The organism is Rhodococcus sp. 1163 (assembly GCF_002091985.1).
GTDB lineage: Bacteria > Actinomycetota > Actinomycetes > Mycobacteriales > Mycobacteriaceae > Rhodococcoides.
Window position 1 is genome coordinate 1 of sequence record NZ_MKKX01000007.1, and the last position, 19,499, is coordinate 19,499.

The following is a 19,499-nucleotide window of genomic DNA, read 5'->3' on the forward strand; positions in this document are numbered from 1 at the left end:
GAAAGTGGTGTGGGCTATGGATTTCCAGTTCGACTCGACCGTCGATGGGAAGGCCATCAAGATCGCGTCGATGATCGACGAACACACGAGACTGTCGGTGCTCAACATCGTGGAGCGCTCGATCACCGCCCAGCGGCTGACCGAGGAGTTGGGTAAGGCGTTCGCGCTGTGGGGAGGGCCGCCTCAAGTGCTGCGAATGGACAACGGACCGGAGTTCATTTCCTATGTGCTGCAACAGTTCTGCCGGGACAGGATCGGTATCGCCTACATCCCGCCGGGCACACCGTGGAACAACGGACACATCGAGTCCTTCAATAATCGACTACGGAAGGAATGTCTCAACCGCAATTACTGGACCAGCCTGCTCGAAGCGAGGGTCGTGATCGAGGACTTCAAGGACGACCACAATAATCGACATCGCCACTCATCGCTGGGCTACCTAACCCCGGCTGAGTATGCTGCCCAATGCACTCACACGCACCAACCCGTGGACTGCGAGATCGACTGACACCAATCACACCGTGGCTCTAGAACGCGGTGGTCCGACTATCGGGGACCTGCCAGGATCGCCACCACAGTTGCTAGGGGAGAACGCGTTGCAGTGAGACGGACTGGCCGCCGTCCGGTCGAGGTGATCTTTAACGACGGTTCACTCTCGTACTATTTCTGTGGCGATTGGAGAGCGTGCGAAGTTGCGATGCATAAAGGACTCTACAATCCGACCCGCCCCTTTCCCGGCGAACCACCACAGCTTGTGTGACCGCGTCCAGGGACCCGGGGCGACGAGAACTTAGGAGGCACACCCGCCTGCCTGTAAGAATCGTGCCTACGAAGTCGGCGATCACTCGCCGTCGTCAACCTTATCGAGCAAGTCAGCAGATTCGGTCGTGAGAGGCCCCTTGGGCGGCGGTCTGATACCGGGCGACCACCGCGGTCGATGGCGGGACGTTCGTAGATCGTCTTGGAAGGCTAAACCGGGCAGGCGTCCCGCCAGCAGCTGGGAACAGGTAGCAATCTCACATTGCCCGTACCTGTCCAACAGCTGTAACGACATGCATTTCGTCTAGAATATGGACGTGGCTAACGTTCAAATACTCAAAGGCGCCGAGATTGCAGACGATACCATTCTCTGGCGCTACATGAACATGACAAAACTTGTTGATCTACTTTCTACGTCCCAGCTCGCCATGCCGCTTGCGTCTATGATGGAAGATCCCTACGAGAGGGATGTGGGACTCGCAAGTGCGGCGCAGCGGTGGCATGATCAAAAAAGTCGTGGCGCGCCTTCCTACTGGCTGGCGGCTGACCAGGATATGCACCTCAAGACGGCAGCAAGACTGCGCTCCGCCACCTACATCACCTGCTGGAATGCTCTCGATACCGAGTCCGCCGCAATGTGGAAGATTTACGGCGAAAGCGGAGGGATCGCAATCCAAACAACCTGGTCTGGGTTGCGAGACAGTTTGGTTAGCGAGAAACATTTTTACGGAGGCAAAGTCATCTACCTCGACTACAACAAAGATGCTTTGCCCACAACCACCCATACTGACGACTACTTCTATAAACGCTCCAGCTTCAGTTTCGAACACGAAGTACGGTTGATATCCCACGCCCCCGATTGCGAGAGATTCCTTTCAGGAAAGGACGAGAAAATTCGATGGCCGAAAGTCGACAAGATCAACATTGACCTCGGCCAACTGGCTCCATCGGTGTACGTCGCCCCCCAGCTTCCAGAGTGGGTACGCGACGCGGTGCAAGCACTCACTCTAAAATTCGGGCACGGGTGGGAAATCAATCAGTCAACGCTATACACACCTCGGGAACCGAACTATTGGCCAGAAGCTCTTAACGCGCGAGGAGAAAACTGATTAATACAGATAGACGGCTGATGCCGGGAGCTCGGGCGAACCGATTCGGACACTGCGTCAACCTCCAGTCCACAAACCGCGTCCGTAACTGTAGATCGAATTTTGGTCGGTTCGGCAAAAACTACCCGAGACAATGCATCTACGATCAGAACCAGCAACGCCTCCGGGGAATAGGAGCTCGGCACCCTGGTAGCGACACGGTATATGCGCGCGGCGCTCAAACGCGTTCGGCCAACTCGGCGGCCTACCGGACAGCGGAGTGCTGCGCACTCTTACCCGGTCGGAACAAACGTCTCGGGTCATTCTGTGTTCATAACTACAGAAGCACTCGATTTTCATGGATGATGCACCCGCGCATGCCTCTCCGCAATGCGGAAATAGGCCCCCTTGGACGGTCGCTCACTCACGCATGCGCAGCGTCTCGCCCGCATTCGAGACAAGACGCGGACACGTGAACCTGCTGAACGGAGTGGCGCCACAGTGACCGTCGATATAAGTAAGAGCCAAGGCAAGACAGTCGAGCCGGTCAACCCGCATGCCGTGATCGCACTCGTTGCAGCGCTTCTGGGACTATTCCCCGTCGCGATCGTGTTCGGCATCCTGGCATTCTGGCGGCCCGCCGCGCGCGGACTAGCCATCGCCGCTCTCGTGCTCGGCGCGATCGAAGCCATCGCGGTAGCGACCGTCGTCTACGGCCTCGGAACCGGACTGACCGCCGACGACTCGACGAACGCAACGGTTTATCAAGACTATTCACTTCCTGCGACACCGCTGGAGGCGCCGCCCACCTCTGTGATCGTTCCATCCCTGACGACTCCCCCACCGGCAGAAACGACCGTCGAGGTGACCGAGGAACCTCCCCTCACCCTCCCTGCCGTCGACGAATCCTGCGATCCAGCAGTCGACAATCACGCCACATCAGCGGACGGCACCTTCCTCAAATGCGCCTACGCAGGACGAAGCACAGCACGGTGGGTGCGCTCGGCACCGATCATCGCCTATGCCGAACAGGGTGAGTCGTGCGATCCATCGGCACGTGGAATCGCAGTCTCCCCGGACGGGCTCGACATGATGTGCATATCCAACGGCACCGGCGACGCCGGCTACTGGGTACCCGGACCGTAATCCCCGCCCGAATCGTGACCCGCCAAGCACCAACCGAGCAGATCGCCCACGAATCAAGCCCCGACCCTGCGTTCGGACTTTTCTCACTCCTTCGCTAGACGAACAACCATTCGGGCCAATACGTTTGTAAATCGTTGACTCGTCGTTGAACTGCGAAGGACACACGCCCGTGCACAAGCCCGCCCGCCTGCCTGCATCACCTCGCCCGCAGCGTCGCTTCGCTCGCCTAGCCGTCGTACCGGTCCTGGCAGCCGCCGTTCTCGCCACAGTCCAGGTAGCCACTGCGAGCGCTGCGCCGGCATCGGCGTGGCATGTCTCGTCCACCATCTCTGTCGGCGACGTCCCGAACCAATTCGCCCTCAGCCCCGACGCCGCGCACCTGTACGTCACCGCAGGCGACGGGATCGACATCATCGACACCGCAACCAACACCGTCATTGCGAGCGCAGCAACCGCGACATCCGTCACAGGGATCGCGGTTGCCCCCACCGGCGATATCTACGCCGTGAGCAGTGTCGGCACTGTCTACGTCATCGACCCGCAAACAAACACCGTCGTCGACGACATCGCCGTCGAGCCGAACTCGATCGGCATGACCGCCTCCGGCGACGCCGTTTACGTCGCCAGCCCCACATCCGGAACGATCTCGGTCATCGACACCGCCACCAACACCGTCGAGTCGACAGTGCCCGTCGGAAAGAACCCAGTCCTGGCAACAGCACTCGATGGCACCGTCTACGTCACCAACGCAGGATCGGGCACCGTCACCGCGATCGACTCCGCCACCGACACCGTTGTCGCGACGATTCCGATCGGAGGGATCCCAGTAGGAATCGCTTCGGCTGCCGGCCGGGTGTATGCCGTCGAAGGCACCAGCCAATCCGTCGTCGTCATCGACACCGCGACCAACACCGTCATCGACACGATCGCGGTCGGCGGCGGCACACTGACCGGAATCGCCGTCACCCCCGACGGATCCACGGTTTTCGTGAACCAATCCGACACCGACACCACCGCAATCATCGATACCGCCGATCCCAGCTCGCGTGACACAGTCCCCGTCGGCGCACGACCCGGCGGCGCCATCGCACTCCCCGACAACACCACTACCTACGTCACCAACGGCGAAGGCGCCTCGGTCAGCGTGCTGACCACCACCGGACAGCCATGCACCGCAATAGCGTGCATCCCAACCGGATCGTTCGGCGGATAGCGTCACACAAACAAAGATTTGAGCACTGGCAATCGCACCCGCTCGTGGGCACCGCAGTCGGTGAGTGCGGCCCGCAAATGTCAGGCCTGATGTCTTGACGCACAGTCGCCCACCGTGACACACGGGGTACTCCGTGCCACCTGCGGTTTCTGCTCGAGGCAGCGAAGTCGACGCGAGGCGTACGGCCAAAAGCCTGATGTCCGCACCGTCCGTTGTTCGCGGCGACCGCTCACCGACACGGTGCTTCAACGCCCTGTCAGCACTGTGCACGTGCCTCCGCCTAAAGTTCGCGTCCGCGAGGCGACTGGACAGTCCCCGGCGCGCACCGTTGTAAAGCGCGCGATCGCCTCCCCGCCAACGGTCCGGGTCACTCGATCACAACGGCAGCCGGCGCATCGACATCTTCCCAATGCTGCGAAGCCCGGATGGCTCAATAGTGAGTCTGGCGGGTAAGCACCGACAGCCAGCTTGCCCGGCAGATCCGTGACGAACCATCAGCGTTCAGGTGAGGCCACGTCTTCAAAATGATGAGTAAGTGATGAGTGGAGCGTCCACAGCCGTCCTTCAGCGAACCGATCGTGGATTCGAGCGCGCAATTACGCAGGTCAGCAGCAAGGCTTCTCGAACTTGACTCCCCGAATAACGCGATTGGGAGTCAAGTCTCCGAAACGCCCTACGCGGCAGAAGAACCCGCAGGTCAGAGCGTCGACCATTTCTGAGAACTTCGCAGACACCCGGGCGACCGCAAACAACAAAAAGTACCCCTGACCAGCTCGAACGCTGCTCAGGGGCACTTGGTGTGCGCCATCAGGGATTCGAACCCCGGACCCGCTGATTAAGAGTCAGCTGCTCTAACCAACTGAGCTAATGGCGCCGATCAGCACCACCGTCGTTCTCTGTGGTGCCGGGGAAAACTTTAACAGGATCGCTGACCGGATGTGAAATCGGCTGGTCAGGGGCGCTTTTTAGCTGAAAATCTTGCGGATGACGAGTACTGCGACTACTGCGCCGACTCCGATGAGGGTGTATTTCACCGGCGGTTCGTTGAGCTTGGCGATCACGGTCTGCTTTGTGCTTTCGACGATGCGCTTGGGGCTGGCGCGGACGCTCAGCTCGTCGAGTGTGCTGGCGAGCTGATTGCGAGCGGCCTCGATCTCGCGTTCGATCCGGTCGGTGTCCTTGGCCACGTGTCCTCCAACTTGTCGCAAAATCGTTCGTCTGTCGTTGTCGAGCGTAGAGCACTGTTGAATTTGGATACTCTTCTCCTGTGACCGACAACAAGAAGCTCGAGCCCGGCGACACTGCACCGGCCTTCACTTTGCCCGATGCAGACGGAAACGACGTCTCTCTGTCCGATTACGCGGGCAAGAAGGTCGTCGTCTACTTCTACCCCGCTGCCAGTACGCCTGGCTGCACCAAGCAGGCGTGCGATTTCCGCGACAGTCTGGCCGAACTCAATGGTGCAGGCCTCGAGGTCATCGGCATCTCCCCCGACAAGCCGGCGAAGCTCGCGAAGTTCCGCGACGCCGAGGGCTTGAACTTCCCGTTGCTCTCAGACCCGGAGAAGTCGACGCTTCTGGCGTGGGGCGCTTTCGGCGAGAAGAAGATGTACGGCAAGACGGTGCAGGGCGTCATTCGTTCGACATTCCTAGTCGACGAGGCAGGCAAGATCGAGGTAGCGCAGTACAACGTCCGCGCTACCGGACATGTTGCGAAGCTCCGCCGAGACCTATCGGTCTGACCGTCCCAGCTTCTGCAGAAACAGGGCTTCGGCGACGGCGATGTTCTCGATTTCCCTTGGGTCGACACTTTCGTTGGGCGCATGGATGCGGCACAGCGGTTCTTCGACGCCCATGAGCACGATCTCGGCCTTCGGAAACGTCTGTGCGAGAACGTTGCACAGCGGGATCGAGCCGCCTTGCCCTGCTGAGGACACCTCCGTGCCGAATGCTTCCTTCATCGCGTCGCTGAGAGCTGCGTAGCCGGGGCCGTCGGTTCGCGCTCGGAACGGCGACCCGATGGCCTCGCGCTCGATACTCACGCGCGCACTCCACGGCACGTGCGCCCGTAGATGCGCCTCGAGTGCATCCTGAGCGGTCTGTGGATCGATACCGGGCGGCACCCTCAGATTGAGGCGTGCGGACGCCGTCGGCGAAATTGCGGCCGCCGAACCGACGACGGGCGGGCAGTCGATCCCCAGGACCGTGAGAGCCGGGCGGGCCCACACGGCATCGGCAACCGAGGCCGAGCCGGCAAGGTCCACCCCGTCCAGGACCCCTGCGTCAGCGCGAAACCGATCCGCTGGATAGTCGATGCCGTCCCACACCTGGCTCGTGTCCAACCCGTCCACGACGGTATTGCCGTGCTCGTCTCGCAGTGTGGACAGCAACTGGATCAGTGCAGCGAGGGCGTCGGGGGCTGGGCCGCCGTACATTCCGGAATGGACTTCGCCATTCAATGTGTCAACTCGGACAACCACATTGGCAATTCCGCGCAATGTCGTCGTCACCGTCGGCCGACCCACCGCAGCATTGCCGGTGTCGGCGATGATGATGACGTCGGATTCGAACAGTTCGGGCCTCGCCTGCACGAGTGCCTCAAGTCCACCGGTGCCCATTTCCTCCGAACCTTCCGAAACCACGGTGACTCCGACGGCGAGGTCGTCGCCGAGTGCGCGCAGCGCCAGCAGATGCATGACCACGTTGCCCTTGCAGTCCGCTGCACCGCGGCCGAACCAGCGGCCTCGAGACTCGGTGAGTTCGAACGGCTCACTGTCCCACAATGATCGGTCCCCCGGCGGTTGGACGTCGTAGTGCGAATACAGCAGCACTGTCGGCGCACCTGCAGGCGCAGGCCGGTGCCCCACGACAGCCAGCGAATCGTCGTCGGTCTCGATCAGCTCCACCGAGTCCATTCCGGCGTCCAGGAATGCGCTGCGGACCCAGTTGGCCGCTGCCACACACTCTTCACGCGGAAACTGACGTTCGTCGTGAACCGATCGGAACGCCACCAACTCTCGTAGTTCGCGCTGAGCCCGCGGCATGTCTGCGGAAATCGCCGATCGAACATCCGACATCGTCACTCCTGACATTCTTACCGACCGTATCTACCCTTGACGATCATTGTGTCATCGTGCAAGGAGGTCGGGCAGAGCGTCAGTTTTCGTGGATCTCCTGTTCGACCCACTGTGCAGTGTGCTGCCAGTGCCGGTCCCAAGCCTCTTGTTCGAGCTGTTCCTGGGATTTCCCTGGCTCGGGAATGATGACCGGGACGGCGAACTCCGGAGGAGCCACCTCACTTTGCGGCACCACAGCGGCCGCCGGGGGGATCGACTGAGCCGGTATCGGGGTGAAAGTTTCTCGTGGCGTCGCGACACCGGTGGTGGGATCGACCGTCCAATTTTCGACTACGGGCGCAGGCAAGAACACCGGTTCCGGCGCCCACGAAGCGGGTGGTGCGGGCGGGGCCGGCTCCGGCGTCAGGGCCGGGGGCTGCTCCGCAACGTTTTCGATCGTACCCAAGTCGGTATCGATTACCGTCGACCTCGGTTTCGCTACCTCCGTGGGGGTTTGGCTCTTCGGCGAATCCGCAGGCAACGTGGATGCCAGCGCAACTCCACCGGACAGGATTCCCACCAACAGCGCTCCGGCCAGCACGAGCTTCTTGCGGGGCGTGGAACGGCGCGCCTGCGGCTGGTGCACCTCCGCGGCGACGACGGGAGGTTGCGACATCAACAACGCGGGAGCAGCAGGTGCTACCGCCGATACCGTCTCGGATTCGTCTTCGGTGTCCGTCACCGGGATGACAACGTCGACAGCGCCATCGGGCGCACCGTCGTCATCGAGGACCGGCGGCTCCTTCCGAACCACGTTCCGTTCCGCGAGCAGTCCCGCACCGCTGGCCGCGATCAGATTGGCGTCGCCGACTCGAATCACCGGCACGCCGAGCCCGAGGGAAAGGATATCGACCACATCTCTGTTGCCCGAGAGGTCTCCGAACAGCGCGACAGACTCGGCCTCGGCACCTGCCTCGTCGAGAACTTCCCACGCCAGCGCCACCGTGCCGCCGATACGCTCGGGGGTCGGCGAATCGAATGCCACCGCCTTGGCGGGCGACAGGGTTTCTTTCGCCACGTCGGCGAGCGAAATCGATACCCCCGACGGGCCCATGTAATAAAGAAGGACTCGCTCGGCGGAGGTGAACTCGGGCGATCTCGCCAGCCACCCCAGCAACGCAGAGGATGCGGAGATCATCGACACCGAATCGACGTCCGACTCCTCGAGCGCCGACTCGAACAGCGCACGCTCTTCATCCGAGCGATACACCACTCCGATGCCGTCCACCGCGACTTCAGCGGCCGCGGCAAGTTCACGCATGCTCTCTACGGCAGCGGTCAGCGATGCTGCGACGCCATCGTCCAGCGCGGTCACCTGGCTTACCGCTACCGAATCTTCCACCCCATCGAAAAGGACGGAGTGCAGGGCACCCGACTCGATGGAAAGACCAATAGTGGCCACGTAAATACTCCTGTGCCTAAGGGTGAGGCTCCCGACATGAGCATCTCCGAGACGAAATCGGCGACGTCACCCTCCACGACGATGAAACTGATACCCGAACCATACCTAAAGATGGTTTTGTTGGCCAGAAAGCAACTCCGGATCTGTCAAAGTATTTTTGGAGAGCAGCACGGTGAGGTGGACTGGGGTTTCTCTGGCTGAAGCCGCCACTCGGTGTCTGTAACTCCGCGTAGTGGAGTAGATGGCGCTCGGGCCGCTAGCCTGGACGCGTGGAGTCCTCTGCTAGCGCCCAGGCTGCGAGACGAATAGACGCAGCGCTCGAATCGACGGTAGAGACACAGGAGCTGATGCCGCGGCGGCGTCCTACCCAAGAACGCAGCCAACGCAAGTTCGACGCATTGCTTGCCGCATCACGGGACGTGCTGAGCGACGCCGGATTCGAATCGTTCACCTGTGAGGAAGTTGCCGCTCGCGCCGAGCTGCCGATCGGCACCCTCTACCAGTTCTTCGCCAACAAGTACGTGATCGTGTGCGAGCTCAACCGGCAGGACGTCGTCGGTGTTCAACAAGAGCTAGCCGACTTCAACGGCGAGGTGCCGTCCTTGGATTGGCTTCGATTCCTCAATAAATTCGTCGACCACATGGCCAATATGTGGATGTCCGATCCCTCGCGTCGGGAGGTGTGGCTCGCCATGCAGTCCACTCCGTCAACGCGCGCCACCGGCGTCATCCACGAACGCGAATTCGCAGACCAGGTCGCCCGCATGCTCGGCCCCCTCACCCCGCGGACACCGAGAGTGCGACGCAACCTGATGGCACAGGTCCTCGTCCACATCGTGTACTCGATGCTGAACTTTTCCGTTCAGGACGGACAGAGCCATGAGGATGCCGTCACCGAACTCAAACGCATCATGACCGCGTACCTTCTCGGCGCCGAGAGGGACAGCAGGCGTTCGGGCGCCTCCACCGAATAGGTCTGCGCTCGGCTCCGCCAGGCTACCGCCTGAAACACGAACGCCGGCCCACTCGTAGCGAGCGGACCGGCGTCGTACTTCTACAAACCTATTCTTCCAAGATCGCCACGGCTGCAGCGATATCACCGTCGTGGGTCAGGGACAGATGAATCTTGACGGTCGGCAGAAACTCGAGAGCCATGCCGTGCAGCTTGATCGACGGCCGCCCCCAGGCGTCGTTGACGACCTCGATGAGCGGGTACGGATTGTCACCGATCTGCGGCGGCCTGGCGAAACGTGAAGTCGCCCAGGCCTTGAGAACGGCCTCCTTCGCGGCCCACCGTGCTGCGTAGTGGCGAGCCGGGTCGGAACTCTTCGTTGCCGAGTGCCGACGCTCCCCCGCGGTGAAGCTGTCGCGGATCATCGTCGTGCCGGCCTTGTCCATCTGCTCGGCGAAGTCGGACACGGTCACCAGGTCGAAACCTACTCCGAGAATAGCCATTACTTGCACCCCGGCAGACCCGAGCGGTAGACATCGTCGTCGCCGAGGCGTGCTGCCTCGGTGAGCAGCATGTCGGCTTCGAGTTCGCGGGACGCCTTCGCCGGCGTCCCGTCATGTCCGAGTCTTCGGTCTTCGGGCCGTTCGTACAGGGCGTCACCTCCGACCATCGCGGAGATCAGCCTGCGCTGACCGGCGATGCGTCGCTCGTTGGCGCGAGCGATGTAGTCGGCGCGACGGCTTGCAGGCACGGCCTCGAGGAAGGCCTGCGGGTGAACCACGGCGATGAGACCGGACACGTGACCGAAGCCGAGGCTGGTCAGCAGTCCTGCCTTCAGCGGTACCGAGTCACCGAAGCGCAGCGGCTCGCGAGCCCACACGAGGTGTTCGAACTCGGTCATCTTGTCGTCGACGCAATCGAGGCTGCGGTTCGGCGGGATGACTCCGTTGCTGAGCACCTGGCAGAGGCCGATCAGCTGGAATGCTGCGGCTCCACCCTTCGAGTGGCCGGTCAGGCTCTTCTGCGAGACGACGAACAGTGGTGCTCCGTCGGTGCGTCCGATCGCCTTGGCCAGGCGGGTGTGCAGTTCGGCCTCGTTCGGGTCGTTCGCCGCAGTCGAGGTGTCGTGCTTGGAGATCACGGCCACATCGTCGGCACTGACGCCGAGTGCGTTGAGTGACAACGCGAAGGACGAATCCTTGCCCCCACGACCGGCGCTGAGCGCACCGAGTCCCGGAGCCGGGATGGAGGTGTGCACGCCGTCGCCGAACGACTGCGCGTACGCAACGACACCGAGGACCGGAAGTCCCATTTCCAGCGCCAGGTCACCGCGAGCGAGCAGAACCGTTCCGCCGCCCTGCGACTCGACGAACCCGCCGCGCCTACGGTCGTTGGCCCGGGAGAATCGACGATCGCTGATTCCCTTCGCGGACATGGCAGCCGAATCGGCGGTCGCGGACATGTCACCGAAGCCGATGATGCCTTCGGTGCTCAGGTCGTCGAAACCACCGGCGACGACGAGTTGCGCCTTGCCCAGCTTGATCTTGTCGACGCCTTCCTCGACGGAGACGGCGGCGGTTGCACACGCTGCGACGGGGTGAACCATCGCGCCGTAGCTGCCGATGTACGACTGAACCACGTGCGCTGCAACGACATTCGGCAGCGCTTCCTGCAAGATGTCGTTCGCACGAGCGTCACCGAGCAAAGTGTCGATGTAGAGCGAGCGCATGGATTCCATCCCGCCCATGCCGGTGCCCTGTGTGTTGGCGACCAGCGTGGGGTGCACCCAGCGCATCAGTTCCGACGGGTTGAAGCCCGAGGAGATGAACGCATCGACGGTGGTCACGATGTTCCACAGTGCGACGCGGTCGATCGAGCTCGCCATGTCCGGCGAAATGCCCCACTTGGTCGGATCGAAGCCGGTCGGAATTTGCCCACCGACGGTGCGGGTGAGCTTCATCTTGCGCGGCACCCGAATCTCGGTTCCGGCCTTGCGAGTGACCTGCCAGTCACCGGACTCCGGGACCGGTGCGATGACGGTGTGCTCGGGATCGGCCGCAGCGAACGAACGTGCGTCGATCTCGGTGCCGACCACGAAGGTCAGATCGTTGTCGAGGAAGACCGAGGTCATCAGCGGCGCAGTGTTGCCGACCATGGCGCCGTCGTCGACGTAGGTGCGGATACCGCACTTCTCGACGACGATGTCGTGGTACTTGTCGGCGATCTCGGCCTCGGGCACGAGGTCACCTGATTCGATGTCGTACCAGCCCGGCTTGGGATCGTTCTCCCACGTGATCAGGCCGGTGTTCCATGCGAGTTCGAGAACGCCTGCGGCGGAGAGCTCCTCGTCGACCTCCATCTCGAAGCGCGTACGCGCACTTCCGTACGGTCCGAGCTCGCCGGCGCCGACGATGACGATCAGGTCCTTCGGATCGACATCGAGCGCAGGCCATGCCGGTGCAGTGGTCGAGGTGGACAAACGCGGCGGAGCGGGCAGAGCCGCAATCACCGAGCTGTCGAGCACTTCCTCTACCTTCTCGCCGGCCGCGTCGGCTGCGGCACGGGAAAGCTCGACGAGGTCGAGCTTCGTGTTCGCCAGTCCACCGGTCAGGTCGGCAAGCAGAGGAGCCTGCGTGGCCTGGCGACGAGCAGCAGGCTCGCACAGCTTCAGCAGCTCGGTTGCCATCTCACTGGTCGACCACGTCCGCACGCCTTCGGCCTCGACGGCCTCGACGATCGGATCGTTTCCGCCCATGAGTCCGGTTCCGCGAACCCACCCGATGTGCGCGTGGGCAATGGACACACGTTCGGCCCAGTTCTTCTCCGAGCCCCACTTGGTCGCGATGGCGTCGAGGGCTGCCTTCGATTCACCGTAGGCACCGTCGCCGCCGAACATGCCGCGGTTCGGCGAACCTGGCAGTACGACGTGCAGGTGGGTGTCGATGTCGTTGTCGTAACCGATCTTCGACAGTCCACCGATGAGACGCTCGACCGACCAGAGCAGAACCCGCATCTCCATCTCGGCGCGGGCGCCGGCGTCGGACAGTTCGCCGACGACGCGAGGAGCAGCGAACGGGAACAGCATGGTGGGTGTGACGCCTGCCTTGACGAGAGTCTTTGCCCCGCCTGCATTGTCGACCTGATCGGAACCGATCCACTCGATGAGTGCGTCTACGTCGGTGTACGAGGCGATGTTGGCCGGAACGACCCACAGTGCTGCACCGGCGCGAGCATTCGCCCGGTAGAGCTCTCGGTAGAACTTCAGGCGCTCGTCGTTGAGCTTGGAGGTGGTGATGAAGACGGTTGCACCGCCCCCGAGCAACTTGGCGGCGATCGCCGCGGCGATCGACCCCTTGCTACCTCCGGTGACGACGGCAACTTCGTCGGACCATTCGCCCTTGTCTTCGGAAGACTGTGCGATGTCCGCGATCCGGCCGTAGAACTCGGCCAGTGTGGTCTTGCGTTCGGCCTGCGCCTTCGACTTCCACCACTGAGCCTGAGCTGCAACAGCTTTACCCGATCCGGCGAAGCTTTCGACGGCGATGTCGCCTGCGGTACCGAGCCACAAGCGGGCCAGGTCCTCACGCGCCGTCGCCCAACGATCATCGACCAGAACGGCCTTGCGCTCGTCGAATGCCGGGGCAACCAGTCGTGGCCAGTCCGAACCCAGTTCTGCGGCAACCAGATCCACCAACGCGGCGTCCGGATCGTCGACAGCCAGGGCGTTCGGAGCATCGGCGAAGCCGAGCTGTTCGAGAACGAGCCGCGCCGCCGAAGCCAGAACCCCGTCGCGTCCGGTGATGTGCTCGGTGAACTCACCGAGAGCAGCCGCATCGACTGTTCCTCCGCCTCCGCCACCGGTCTGCGGCAGCGAGACTGCAACACCGCGACGAGCGGCGACAGCGGCTACCGCCGAATCGATGACGGTGTCGACTGCAGTGCCGTCGGCGAGTGCACCGTCGGCCAGGCCACCGAGTGCGCCGCCGCGGACCGAGGAGCCGTCGCGGGTTCCGAGAGCGACCTCAGCGGTGACGTGATGCGCCCAGCCGTCGCCCAGTTCCCAGACCTTCTTGACGCGATCGGCGATGGAAGCCGGACGACGTCCCGAGGGTCCGAAGACCTTGCGAAGGTGGTCGTTGATCGAATCGCTCAGTACCGGGCCGAAGGGCTTGTAGGTACGGGCGAGCTTGTTGACCGTGCCGGAGAGCGCGCCCATGTCGGCATCGGCTGCGCCGTCGATCGCACCGAGTGAAAGCTCGGAACCGAGGTCGACGAGCAACTGGTTACGACGCGAGGAGACGCCGTCGCACAGTGCCTCGATGGTGTCGGCAGGTCCGATCTGATCGAGCTGCAGTTTGGTCCACAGTCCGATCAAGATCTTGGTTGCGTCCGAAGCGCTGAAGGAGATGTCCTCGGGCCGCGGGCCGCCGGATGGAGCCGACGGTGCGGCCGCAGGAGCCGGCGCAGCGGAAGCGGCAGGTGCAGAGGCGGTCTCGACCGGAGCGGACTCCTCTTCCTCCACCGGCGCGGGGTCGGTGTCGGTGCCGTAGACGATCGCGGCCTCACGTTCGAGGTTGAGCACCTCGACCGGGAATCCGAAGCGGCCCGGCAATTTCAGTGTCTGCGAAGCCAGGTTGGCGACCGTCGGCGTTGCGCCGAGACCGATTTCCACGAAACGCTCCACACCGAGTCCACCGTCTGCCTCTTCGGCGAACAGCAGATCCTGTGTCTCGATCCAACGGACCGGGCTGGCGAACTGCCACGCCAGCAGTTCCGTCAGCACGACGCGGCACAGATCATGCGGGCGTGCGGCCCATGAATCGAAGTCGGCGAGGACGTTGTTCAGGGGCTCGGAAGGAACGAGGTCCGCGATTTCCTGAATGAACGAACGCTCGAGCGAGAACGGCCTGGGCACCAGGTTCGGCACGTAGCGTCCGAGCAGGATCTCCGGGTCGAGATCAGCAGGCAGCAACGTTTCGAGCCGGGTGCGGAAGTCGTCGACTCCCCCACGCAGCACAGTCGAGTGGAACGGTACATCGATGCCGGGCACCACGATGAAGGCGCGCTTGCCGCCGAATTCGGCGACACGGACGTCGATCTCCTTCTCGAGTGCGGCCAGACCGGCAACCGTGCCGGCAATGGCGTACTGCGATCCACGCAGGTTCAGGTTCACGATCTCGAGGAACTCACCGGAAGCCTCGGCGACACCGGCGACGAAAGCGTGCACTTCGGTGTCGGCGACACCCATCTGCGACGGCCGGATAGCTGCCATGCGGTAGTCGCTTCGACCGGAAGCGTCACGCGGAACGAGCGCATGCATGGCCGATCCACGTTGGAAGACAACCTCGAGGACTGCTTCGAGCGGGAGAACACCGGCGACGGCAGCGAGTGCGTTGTACTCACCGACCGAGTGTCCCGCGAGAATCGAGTTCTCGACGAAGACACCGGATTCGCGCATTTCGGCGACCTGTGCGACACCGAGAACAGCCATCGCGACCTGGGTGAACTGGGTCAGGTGGATGACGCCGTCGGGATGGCGGTGAACGGTGCCACGTGCTTTCAGCGTGGTCGGGTTGTCGCGGACGACCGCGAGGATCGAGAATCCGAGAGCCTTACGAGTGTGCTTGTCGGCGCGCTCCCAGACCTCACGGGCGGCCTTCGAGCGCGACCGTGCGTCCAGCCCCATTCCCTGACGCTGAATACCCTGTCCGGGGAAGGCGTAGACGGTCTTCGGCGCCGCAGTGCGAGCCGAGGCAACCATGACGAGTTCGCCTGCGACACGGCAGGACACCTCGATGAGTTCGGCACCATGATCGAATCCGGTGCGGTCGACGCGAATGTCGATTTCGGCTCCGGGGCGGACCATCCCGAGGAAGCGAGCGGTCCATGCGGTCAGGCGACGGGGCGGAGTCTTGGTGTCGGCGTAGTCGATTGCGGTGACGGCCTGCTGCGCTGCGGCGGAGAGCCACATGCCGTGCACGATCGGGGAACCGAGACCGGCGAGTAGCGCAGCCGCATCGGAGGTGTGGATCGGGTTGTGATCGCCCGAGACCTGGGCAAAGGCTGCCATGTTGCGCGGCGCGAGAATGGTGGCCTGACGGCGACGACGACGCGGTGTGTCCTTGGCGTCGGCACTGACCGAGCCTCCGGCGGGAGCCGGATCGGACAGTTCACCCTTGCCGGTGCGTCCGCGGATGGCGAAGCGTTCGACGAGAGTTGCCACGGCAGGCGCGTCGAGACCCTCGCCGAGCATCGCACCGATGGTGGTGGTGACCTCGACTACGCGACCGAGATCGGTGTCGAGTACCTCCCCTGCCTCAGCCTTGACAACGAGAATCGATGCATCACTGGGCAGTTCACCTACCAGGTTGACGCTGTGGTCGAGGTGGACCAGATCCAACATGCCCTCGATGACGTCGACACCCTCAGCCGTGCGAGTGGCGCCGAGGACCGCGAAGACGGCGGGCCAGCATGCTCCGACGAGCACGTCGGGAACAGCCTTGCCACTGACGGTCAGCGAATCGGGCAGGCCCGATCCGGTCACGCCGCCGTGGTCTGCCACGAGATCAGGGATCCACGCCAGGTTGAGACGTGCAACACCGTTCTTCACCTTGGGAAGGTCTTGTCCCGCAGCAATTCCGAGTAGCGAGGACATCGAAGCCTGCGCATCCTCGGCCGTGACGACGGGGGCGCCGCCGTCGACCGTGGAAACGGGAACGGTCAAGCGGATGCGCACCTCCTTGCCGGGGGCGAGCGGAACGGTCAGCTCGACGTGAGTCGAATCCTGCACGGTGAGTGAGGATCCGGTCTGCGGGTGTGATGCGACGGTGTCGGATTCGACGATCCAGTCCGCGGTGTCACCGAGACGCGCAACAGGGTTCTGCGTCATCCGTGACGCCCAGTCGACGTCGGGGGCAGCAAGAACGATGCCGAGCAGACCGGGCGCAATACCTGCGTAACGACGGCTCACAGCGGGGGCCGGTGCACTGCCGTCGGCTACCAACTCGTCGGCGGTGGCTTTTTCGAAGCGATCGAGTAGATCCCCGACCGGCTCGTCGACGCGGGTGATTCCGGCGACGGCAACGGTGCCGGGAATGACGCAGACCTGATCGGCGGAGTACCGCGGATCGTGCGCCTGCCACAGCGAGTCACTGCGCCACCAACGCCGAACGTCACCGTCGACGACGGGAACGAAGTTGATCGGCTTGCCCGGCAGTTTGCAGAGCGAGGTGAAGAAGGTGATGTCCGCCGGGTGCAGAACGACGTCGCCTGCATCGGGGAACTGAGCGAGCAACGAGCGGAGTGCAGCACGCGGACGTTCGAGCGTGTCGACGTCGGCGAAGAGCGTCGGGATCGGGCCGCGGTCGACGGGGTGCAGACGGGCTTCGGTGCGCTGGAGCATCTCGAGGAAGCGGGTGCGCCAAGTGACGTCGAGCCATACCGAATCGGTGGCCTCGGCGAGCGCGTCGGTGAACTCGCCGCCGCAATCGAAATCCTTGCGCTTGTCCGTGCCGATGGCCAGGTCGAGGTAGCGAGTGAGCCACTGCTGGTAGGTCATCGATTCCACGTCGCCGAAGTACGGCTTGGCGGTTCCGTCGAGTGCCGCGATGATCTCCTCGCGACGCTCGGCCACAGCATCGGCGTTACCGGCGACCTCGTCGAGGAGGCGCCCGCAGCGTGAGGCCGCGTTGTCGATCTCGTGGATGTCCGCCCCGAGCTGGCTACGGCCGGAGGCCATTCCGCCGGATGCGGTGCCTGCACCGACCCAGTCCGGGGTTCCCGGTGTGTCGACGAGAAGCTGCTTGACCTCGGGCGAGGTCGTCGCTTCGAGTGTTGCCATGGCGGCGGTACCGACGAGGATTCCGTCGAGCGGCATCTTCGGGTAGCCGGCGCCGAGGGACCAACGGCCCGTGAGGTATTCGGCTGCACGCTCGGGTGTGCCGATTCCGCCACCGACGCAGATCACCAGGTTGGGACGTGCGCGCAGCTCTGCGTAGGTTGCGAGCAGCAGATCGTCGAGGTCTTCCCACGAGTGGTGGCCACCTGCGCGGCCGCCCTCGATGTGGACGATGACGGGGTAGGACGGAACCTCGTTCGCGATCCGGATGACGGCGCGAATCTGCGCGACGGTGCCGGGCTTGAAGCACACGTGCGAAATGCCCGCGTCGGAAAGCTCCTCGATCAGCGCGACGGCTTCTTCGAGTTCAGGGATACCTGCGGTGACGACGACGCCGTCGATGGCGGCGCCTGCCGCTCGGGCGCGCTGCACGAGGCGACGGCCGCCGAGCTGCAGCTTCCAGAGGTAGGGATCGAGGAAGAGCGAGTTGAACTGGATCGCGCGACCGGGCTCGAGGAGCTGCGAGAGTTCGGCGACGCGGTCGGTGAAGATGTCCTCGGTGACCTGGCCGCCACCGGCGAGCTCGGCCCAGTGGCCTGCGTTGGCTGCTGCGGCAACGATTTTCGCGTCGACCGTCGTCGGGGTCATGCCGGCAAGGAGGATAGGTGAACGGCCGGTGAGCTTGGTGAAGGTGGTCTCGACAACTACGCGACCGTTGGGCAAGGTGATCGGCTTCGGTGCGAACTCCGACCACGCCGGTGCAACCTCGGGGGCAGCGCCCGGCGTCAGCAGGTTGCGGTGTCCTCCGCGCGTGGAGGCAGCTACGATGCCCACGCCCTGTCCGCGCAGAGCCGGGGTCGTCATGCGAGTCAGAAGGTCACCTGGACCGAGATCGAGGATCCAGTCGGCACCTGCGTCGACGACGCCGTCGATGGCGTCGACCCAGTCCACGGGTGCAACGAGAATGCTGTGGGCAAGAGTGCGCGCAATGTCCACGTCGAGGCCACAGCGCTGTGCCCATGCAGAGACGAGTTCGACGGCATCGCCCAGTGCGGGGTGGTGGAAGCCGACCTCGACGGGGAGCTGCTCGAAGACCGGCGCGAATACCGAACCGCCACGCTTCTTGGAATCGCGCTCACGCTCTTCCTCGGCAGCGATCTGCTCGCTGCGCTCCTGCACACGAGCGAGCTGAGCAGGCGGGCCTGCGAGCACGACGCGACGGCGTCCGTTGCGGATTGCGAGGACCGCGGAACGTTCCGGTGCGCCGGGGATTGCGAGTTCGTCGATGATCGACGCGAGCCGTTCCGGTTCTACGTTCGAGACCGAAACCATGGGCGCCCGATCGGCAGCTCCGATGATTCCCCTACGACGTGCGACCAGGCCTGCGGCAGCACCGATCAGCTGTGCGACGGCAAGGAGACGTGCGTCCTCGGCACCATCACTCTTGACCGACTCGGCGGCGATGAGGCCCTGTGAATGCCCGATGACGGCGACCGGCGGCGTCTGGGCGGGGTCGAGTCCTTGCAGCTTCAGCGCACGCAGCGCAGCGACCTGGGTCAGGAATACCCCTGGAAGCGATACGGCCGCGGAGGTAAGTGCGGCTTCGGAGGGACCGTAGGTGGAGGCGGCGTCGTCCTCGTCTGCGAGATCTTGTTCGAGCATCCAGCCGATGGGATCGAAGCCGACCGAGCGCACGACGAGGAGTTCGTCTGCAACCGGCGCGAGGATGGCTACGGATTCGTTGACCAGGTCCGTGAGCTCGGGCTCGAGTGCCGAGTCGCGGGCGAGCTCTTCGAGCGAGCTGAGCCATGGGGCACCCTGTCCACCGAAAGCCAGCGCGTAGGGCTCACCGGCCGCGAACCGATCTGCGAGCGTACGAGAACCACCACCGCTCTTTGGCGACCTGCTCGCGCCTTGTCCATGTGATGGTGTGCTCTCGTTGATCGTCAAGTTGCAAGATTCCTCTCGTGAGCACCTCGGATATCGA

Annotated in this window: 11 protein-coding genes and 1 tRNA gene; 6 read left to right on the forward strand and 6 right to left on the reverse strand. The window is 63.5% G+C overall.

The window, feature by feature from the left end; translation table 11 throughout:
- The 4 genes from BJD99_RS01555 to BJD99_RS01570 form a co-directional block, all read left to right on the forward strand.
- Positions 1–508: integrase core domain-containing protein (locus BJD99_RS01555; protein WP_143541995.1), on the forward strand; the 508-nt coding region annotated here is incomplete at its 5' end.
- 568 nt (positions 509–1,076) lie between these two features.
- On the forward strand, positions 1,077–1,868 hold the full coding sequence (locus BJD99_RS01560; RefSeq protein WP_143541996.1) for a DUF2971 domain-containing protein: 792 nt from the start codon (positions 1,077–1,079) through the stop codon (positions 1,866–1,868).
- A 480-nt stretch (positions 1,869–2,348) separates the two neighbouring features.
- Positions 2,349–2,993 (forward strand): DUF4190 domain-containing protein, encoded by a 645-nt coding sequence (locus tag BJD99_RS20860; protein WP_179142140.1) that lies wholly within the window; start codon positions 2,349–2,351, stop codon positions 2,991–2,993.
- Between the two features lie 169 nt (positions 2,994–3,162).
- Positions 3,163–4,206 carry a hypothetical protein gene (locus tag BJD99_RS01570; RefSeq protein ID WP_084345063.1) on the forward strand — a complete coding sequence of 348 codons (1,044 nt, stop codon included), beginning with the start codon at positions 3,163–3,165 and terminating at the stop codon, positions 4,204–4,206.
- Positions 4,207–5,006: 800 nt separating this feature from the next.
- Here BJD99_RS01570 and BJD99_RS01580 read toward each other — a convergent pair.
- Both BJD99_RS01580 and BJD99_RS01585 read right to left on the reverse strand, forming a co-directional pair.
- Positions 5,007–5,080 (reverse strand) — tRNA-Lys (locus BJD99_RS01580).
- Positions 5,081–5,171: 91 nt separating this feature from the next.
- Entirely contained in the window at positions 5,172–5,393 is a 222-nt protein-coding gene (locus tag BJD99_RS01585; RefSeq protein WP_084345065.1) for a DUF3618 domain-containing protein, read from the reverse strand.
- Positions 5,394–5,473: 80 nt separating this feature from the next.
- On the opposite strand from BJD99_RS01585, the gene bcp reads away from it, so the two are divergent.
- Positions 5,474–5,947 (forward strand): thioredoxin-dependent thiol peroxidase, encoded by a 474-nt coding sequence (bcp, locus tag BJD99_RS01590; protein ID WP_084345066.1) that lies wholly within the window; start codon positions 5,474–5,476, stop codon positions 5,945–5,947.
- On the opposite strand, the gene BJD99_RS01595 is transcribed toward bcp, so the two are convergent.
- Positions 5,936–7,282: a dipeptidase gene (locus BJD99_RS01595; protein ID WP_084345090.1), complete on the reverse strand. Its 1,347-nt coding sequence runs from the start codon at positions 7,280–7,282 to the stop codon at positions 5,936–5,938. The genes bcp and BJD99_RS01595 overlap by 12 nt on opposite strands.
- A gap of 79 nt (positions 7,283–7,361) precedes the next feature.
- Positions 7,362–8,723 carry a hypothetical protein gene (locus BJD99_RS01600; RefSeq protein ID WP_256895310.1) on the reverse strand — a complete coding sequence of 454 codons (1,362 nt, stop codon included), beginning with the start codon at positions 8,721–8,723 and terminating at the stop codon, positions 7,362–7,364.
- A 269-nt stretch (positions 8,724–8,992) separates the two neighbouring features.
- On the opposite strand from BJD99_RS01600, the gene BJD99_RS01610 reads away from it, so the two are divergent.
- On the forward strand, positions 8,993–9,697 hold the full coding sequence (locus BJD99_RS01610; protein WP_179142141.1) for a TetR/AcrR family transcriptional regulator: 705 nt from the start codon (positions 8,993–8,995) through the stop codon (positions 9,695–9,697).
- Between the two features lie 88 nt (positions 9,698–9,785).
- On the opposite strand, the gene BJD99_RS01615 is transcribed toward BJD99_RS01610, so the two are convergent.
- Both BJD99_RS01615 and BJD99_RS01620 read right to left on the reverse strand, forming a co-directional pair.
- On the reverse strand, positions 9,786–10,178 hold the full coding sequence (locus tag BJD99_RS01615) for a holo-ACP synthase (protein WP_084345069.1): 393 nt from the start codon (positions 10,176–10,178) through the stop codon (positions 9,786–9,788).
- Positions 10,178–19,462: a type I polyketide synthase gene (locus tag BJD99_RS01620; protein WP_084345070.1), complete on the reverse strand. Its 9,285-nt coding sequence runs from the start codon at positions 19,460–19,462 to the stop codon at positions 10,178–10,180. Before BJD99_RS01620 ends, BJD99_RS01615 begins: the two co-directional genes overlap by 1 nt.
- Positions 19,463–19,499 lie beyond the last annotated feature (37 nt).

Bases quoted from the DNA above. Each gene is read 5' to 3' on its own strand.
- BJD99_RS01595 (WP_084345090.1), bottom strand. From the start codon at position 7,282: ATGTCGGATGTTCGATCGGCGATTTCCGCAGACATGCCGCGGGCTCAG.
- BJD99_RS01615 (WP_084345069.1), bottom strand. From the start codon at position 10,178: ATGGCTATTCTCGGAGTAGGTTTCGACCTGGTGACCGTGTCCGACTTC.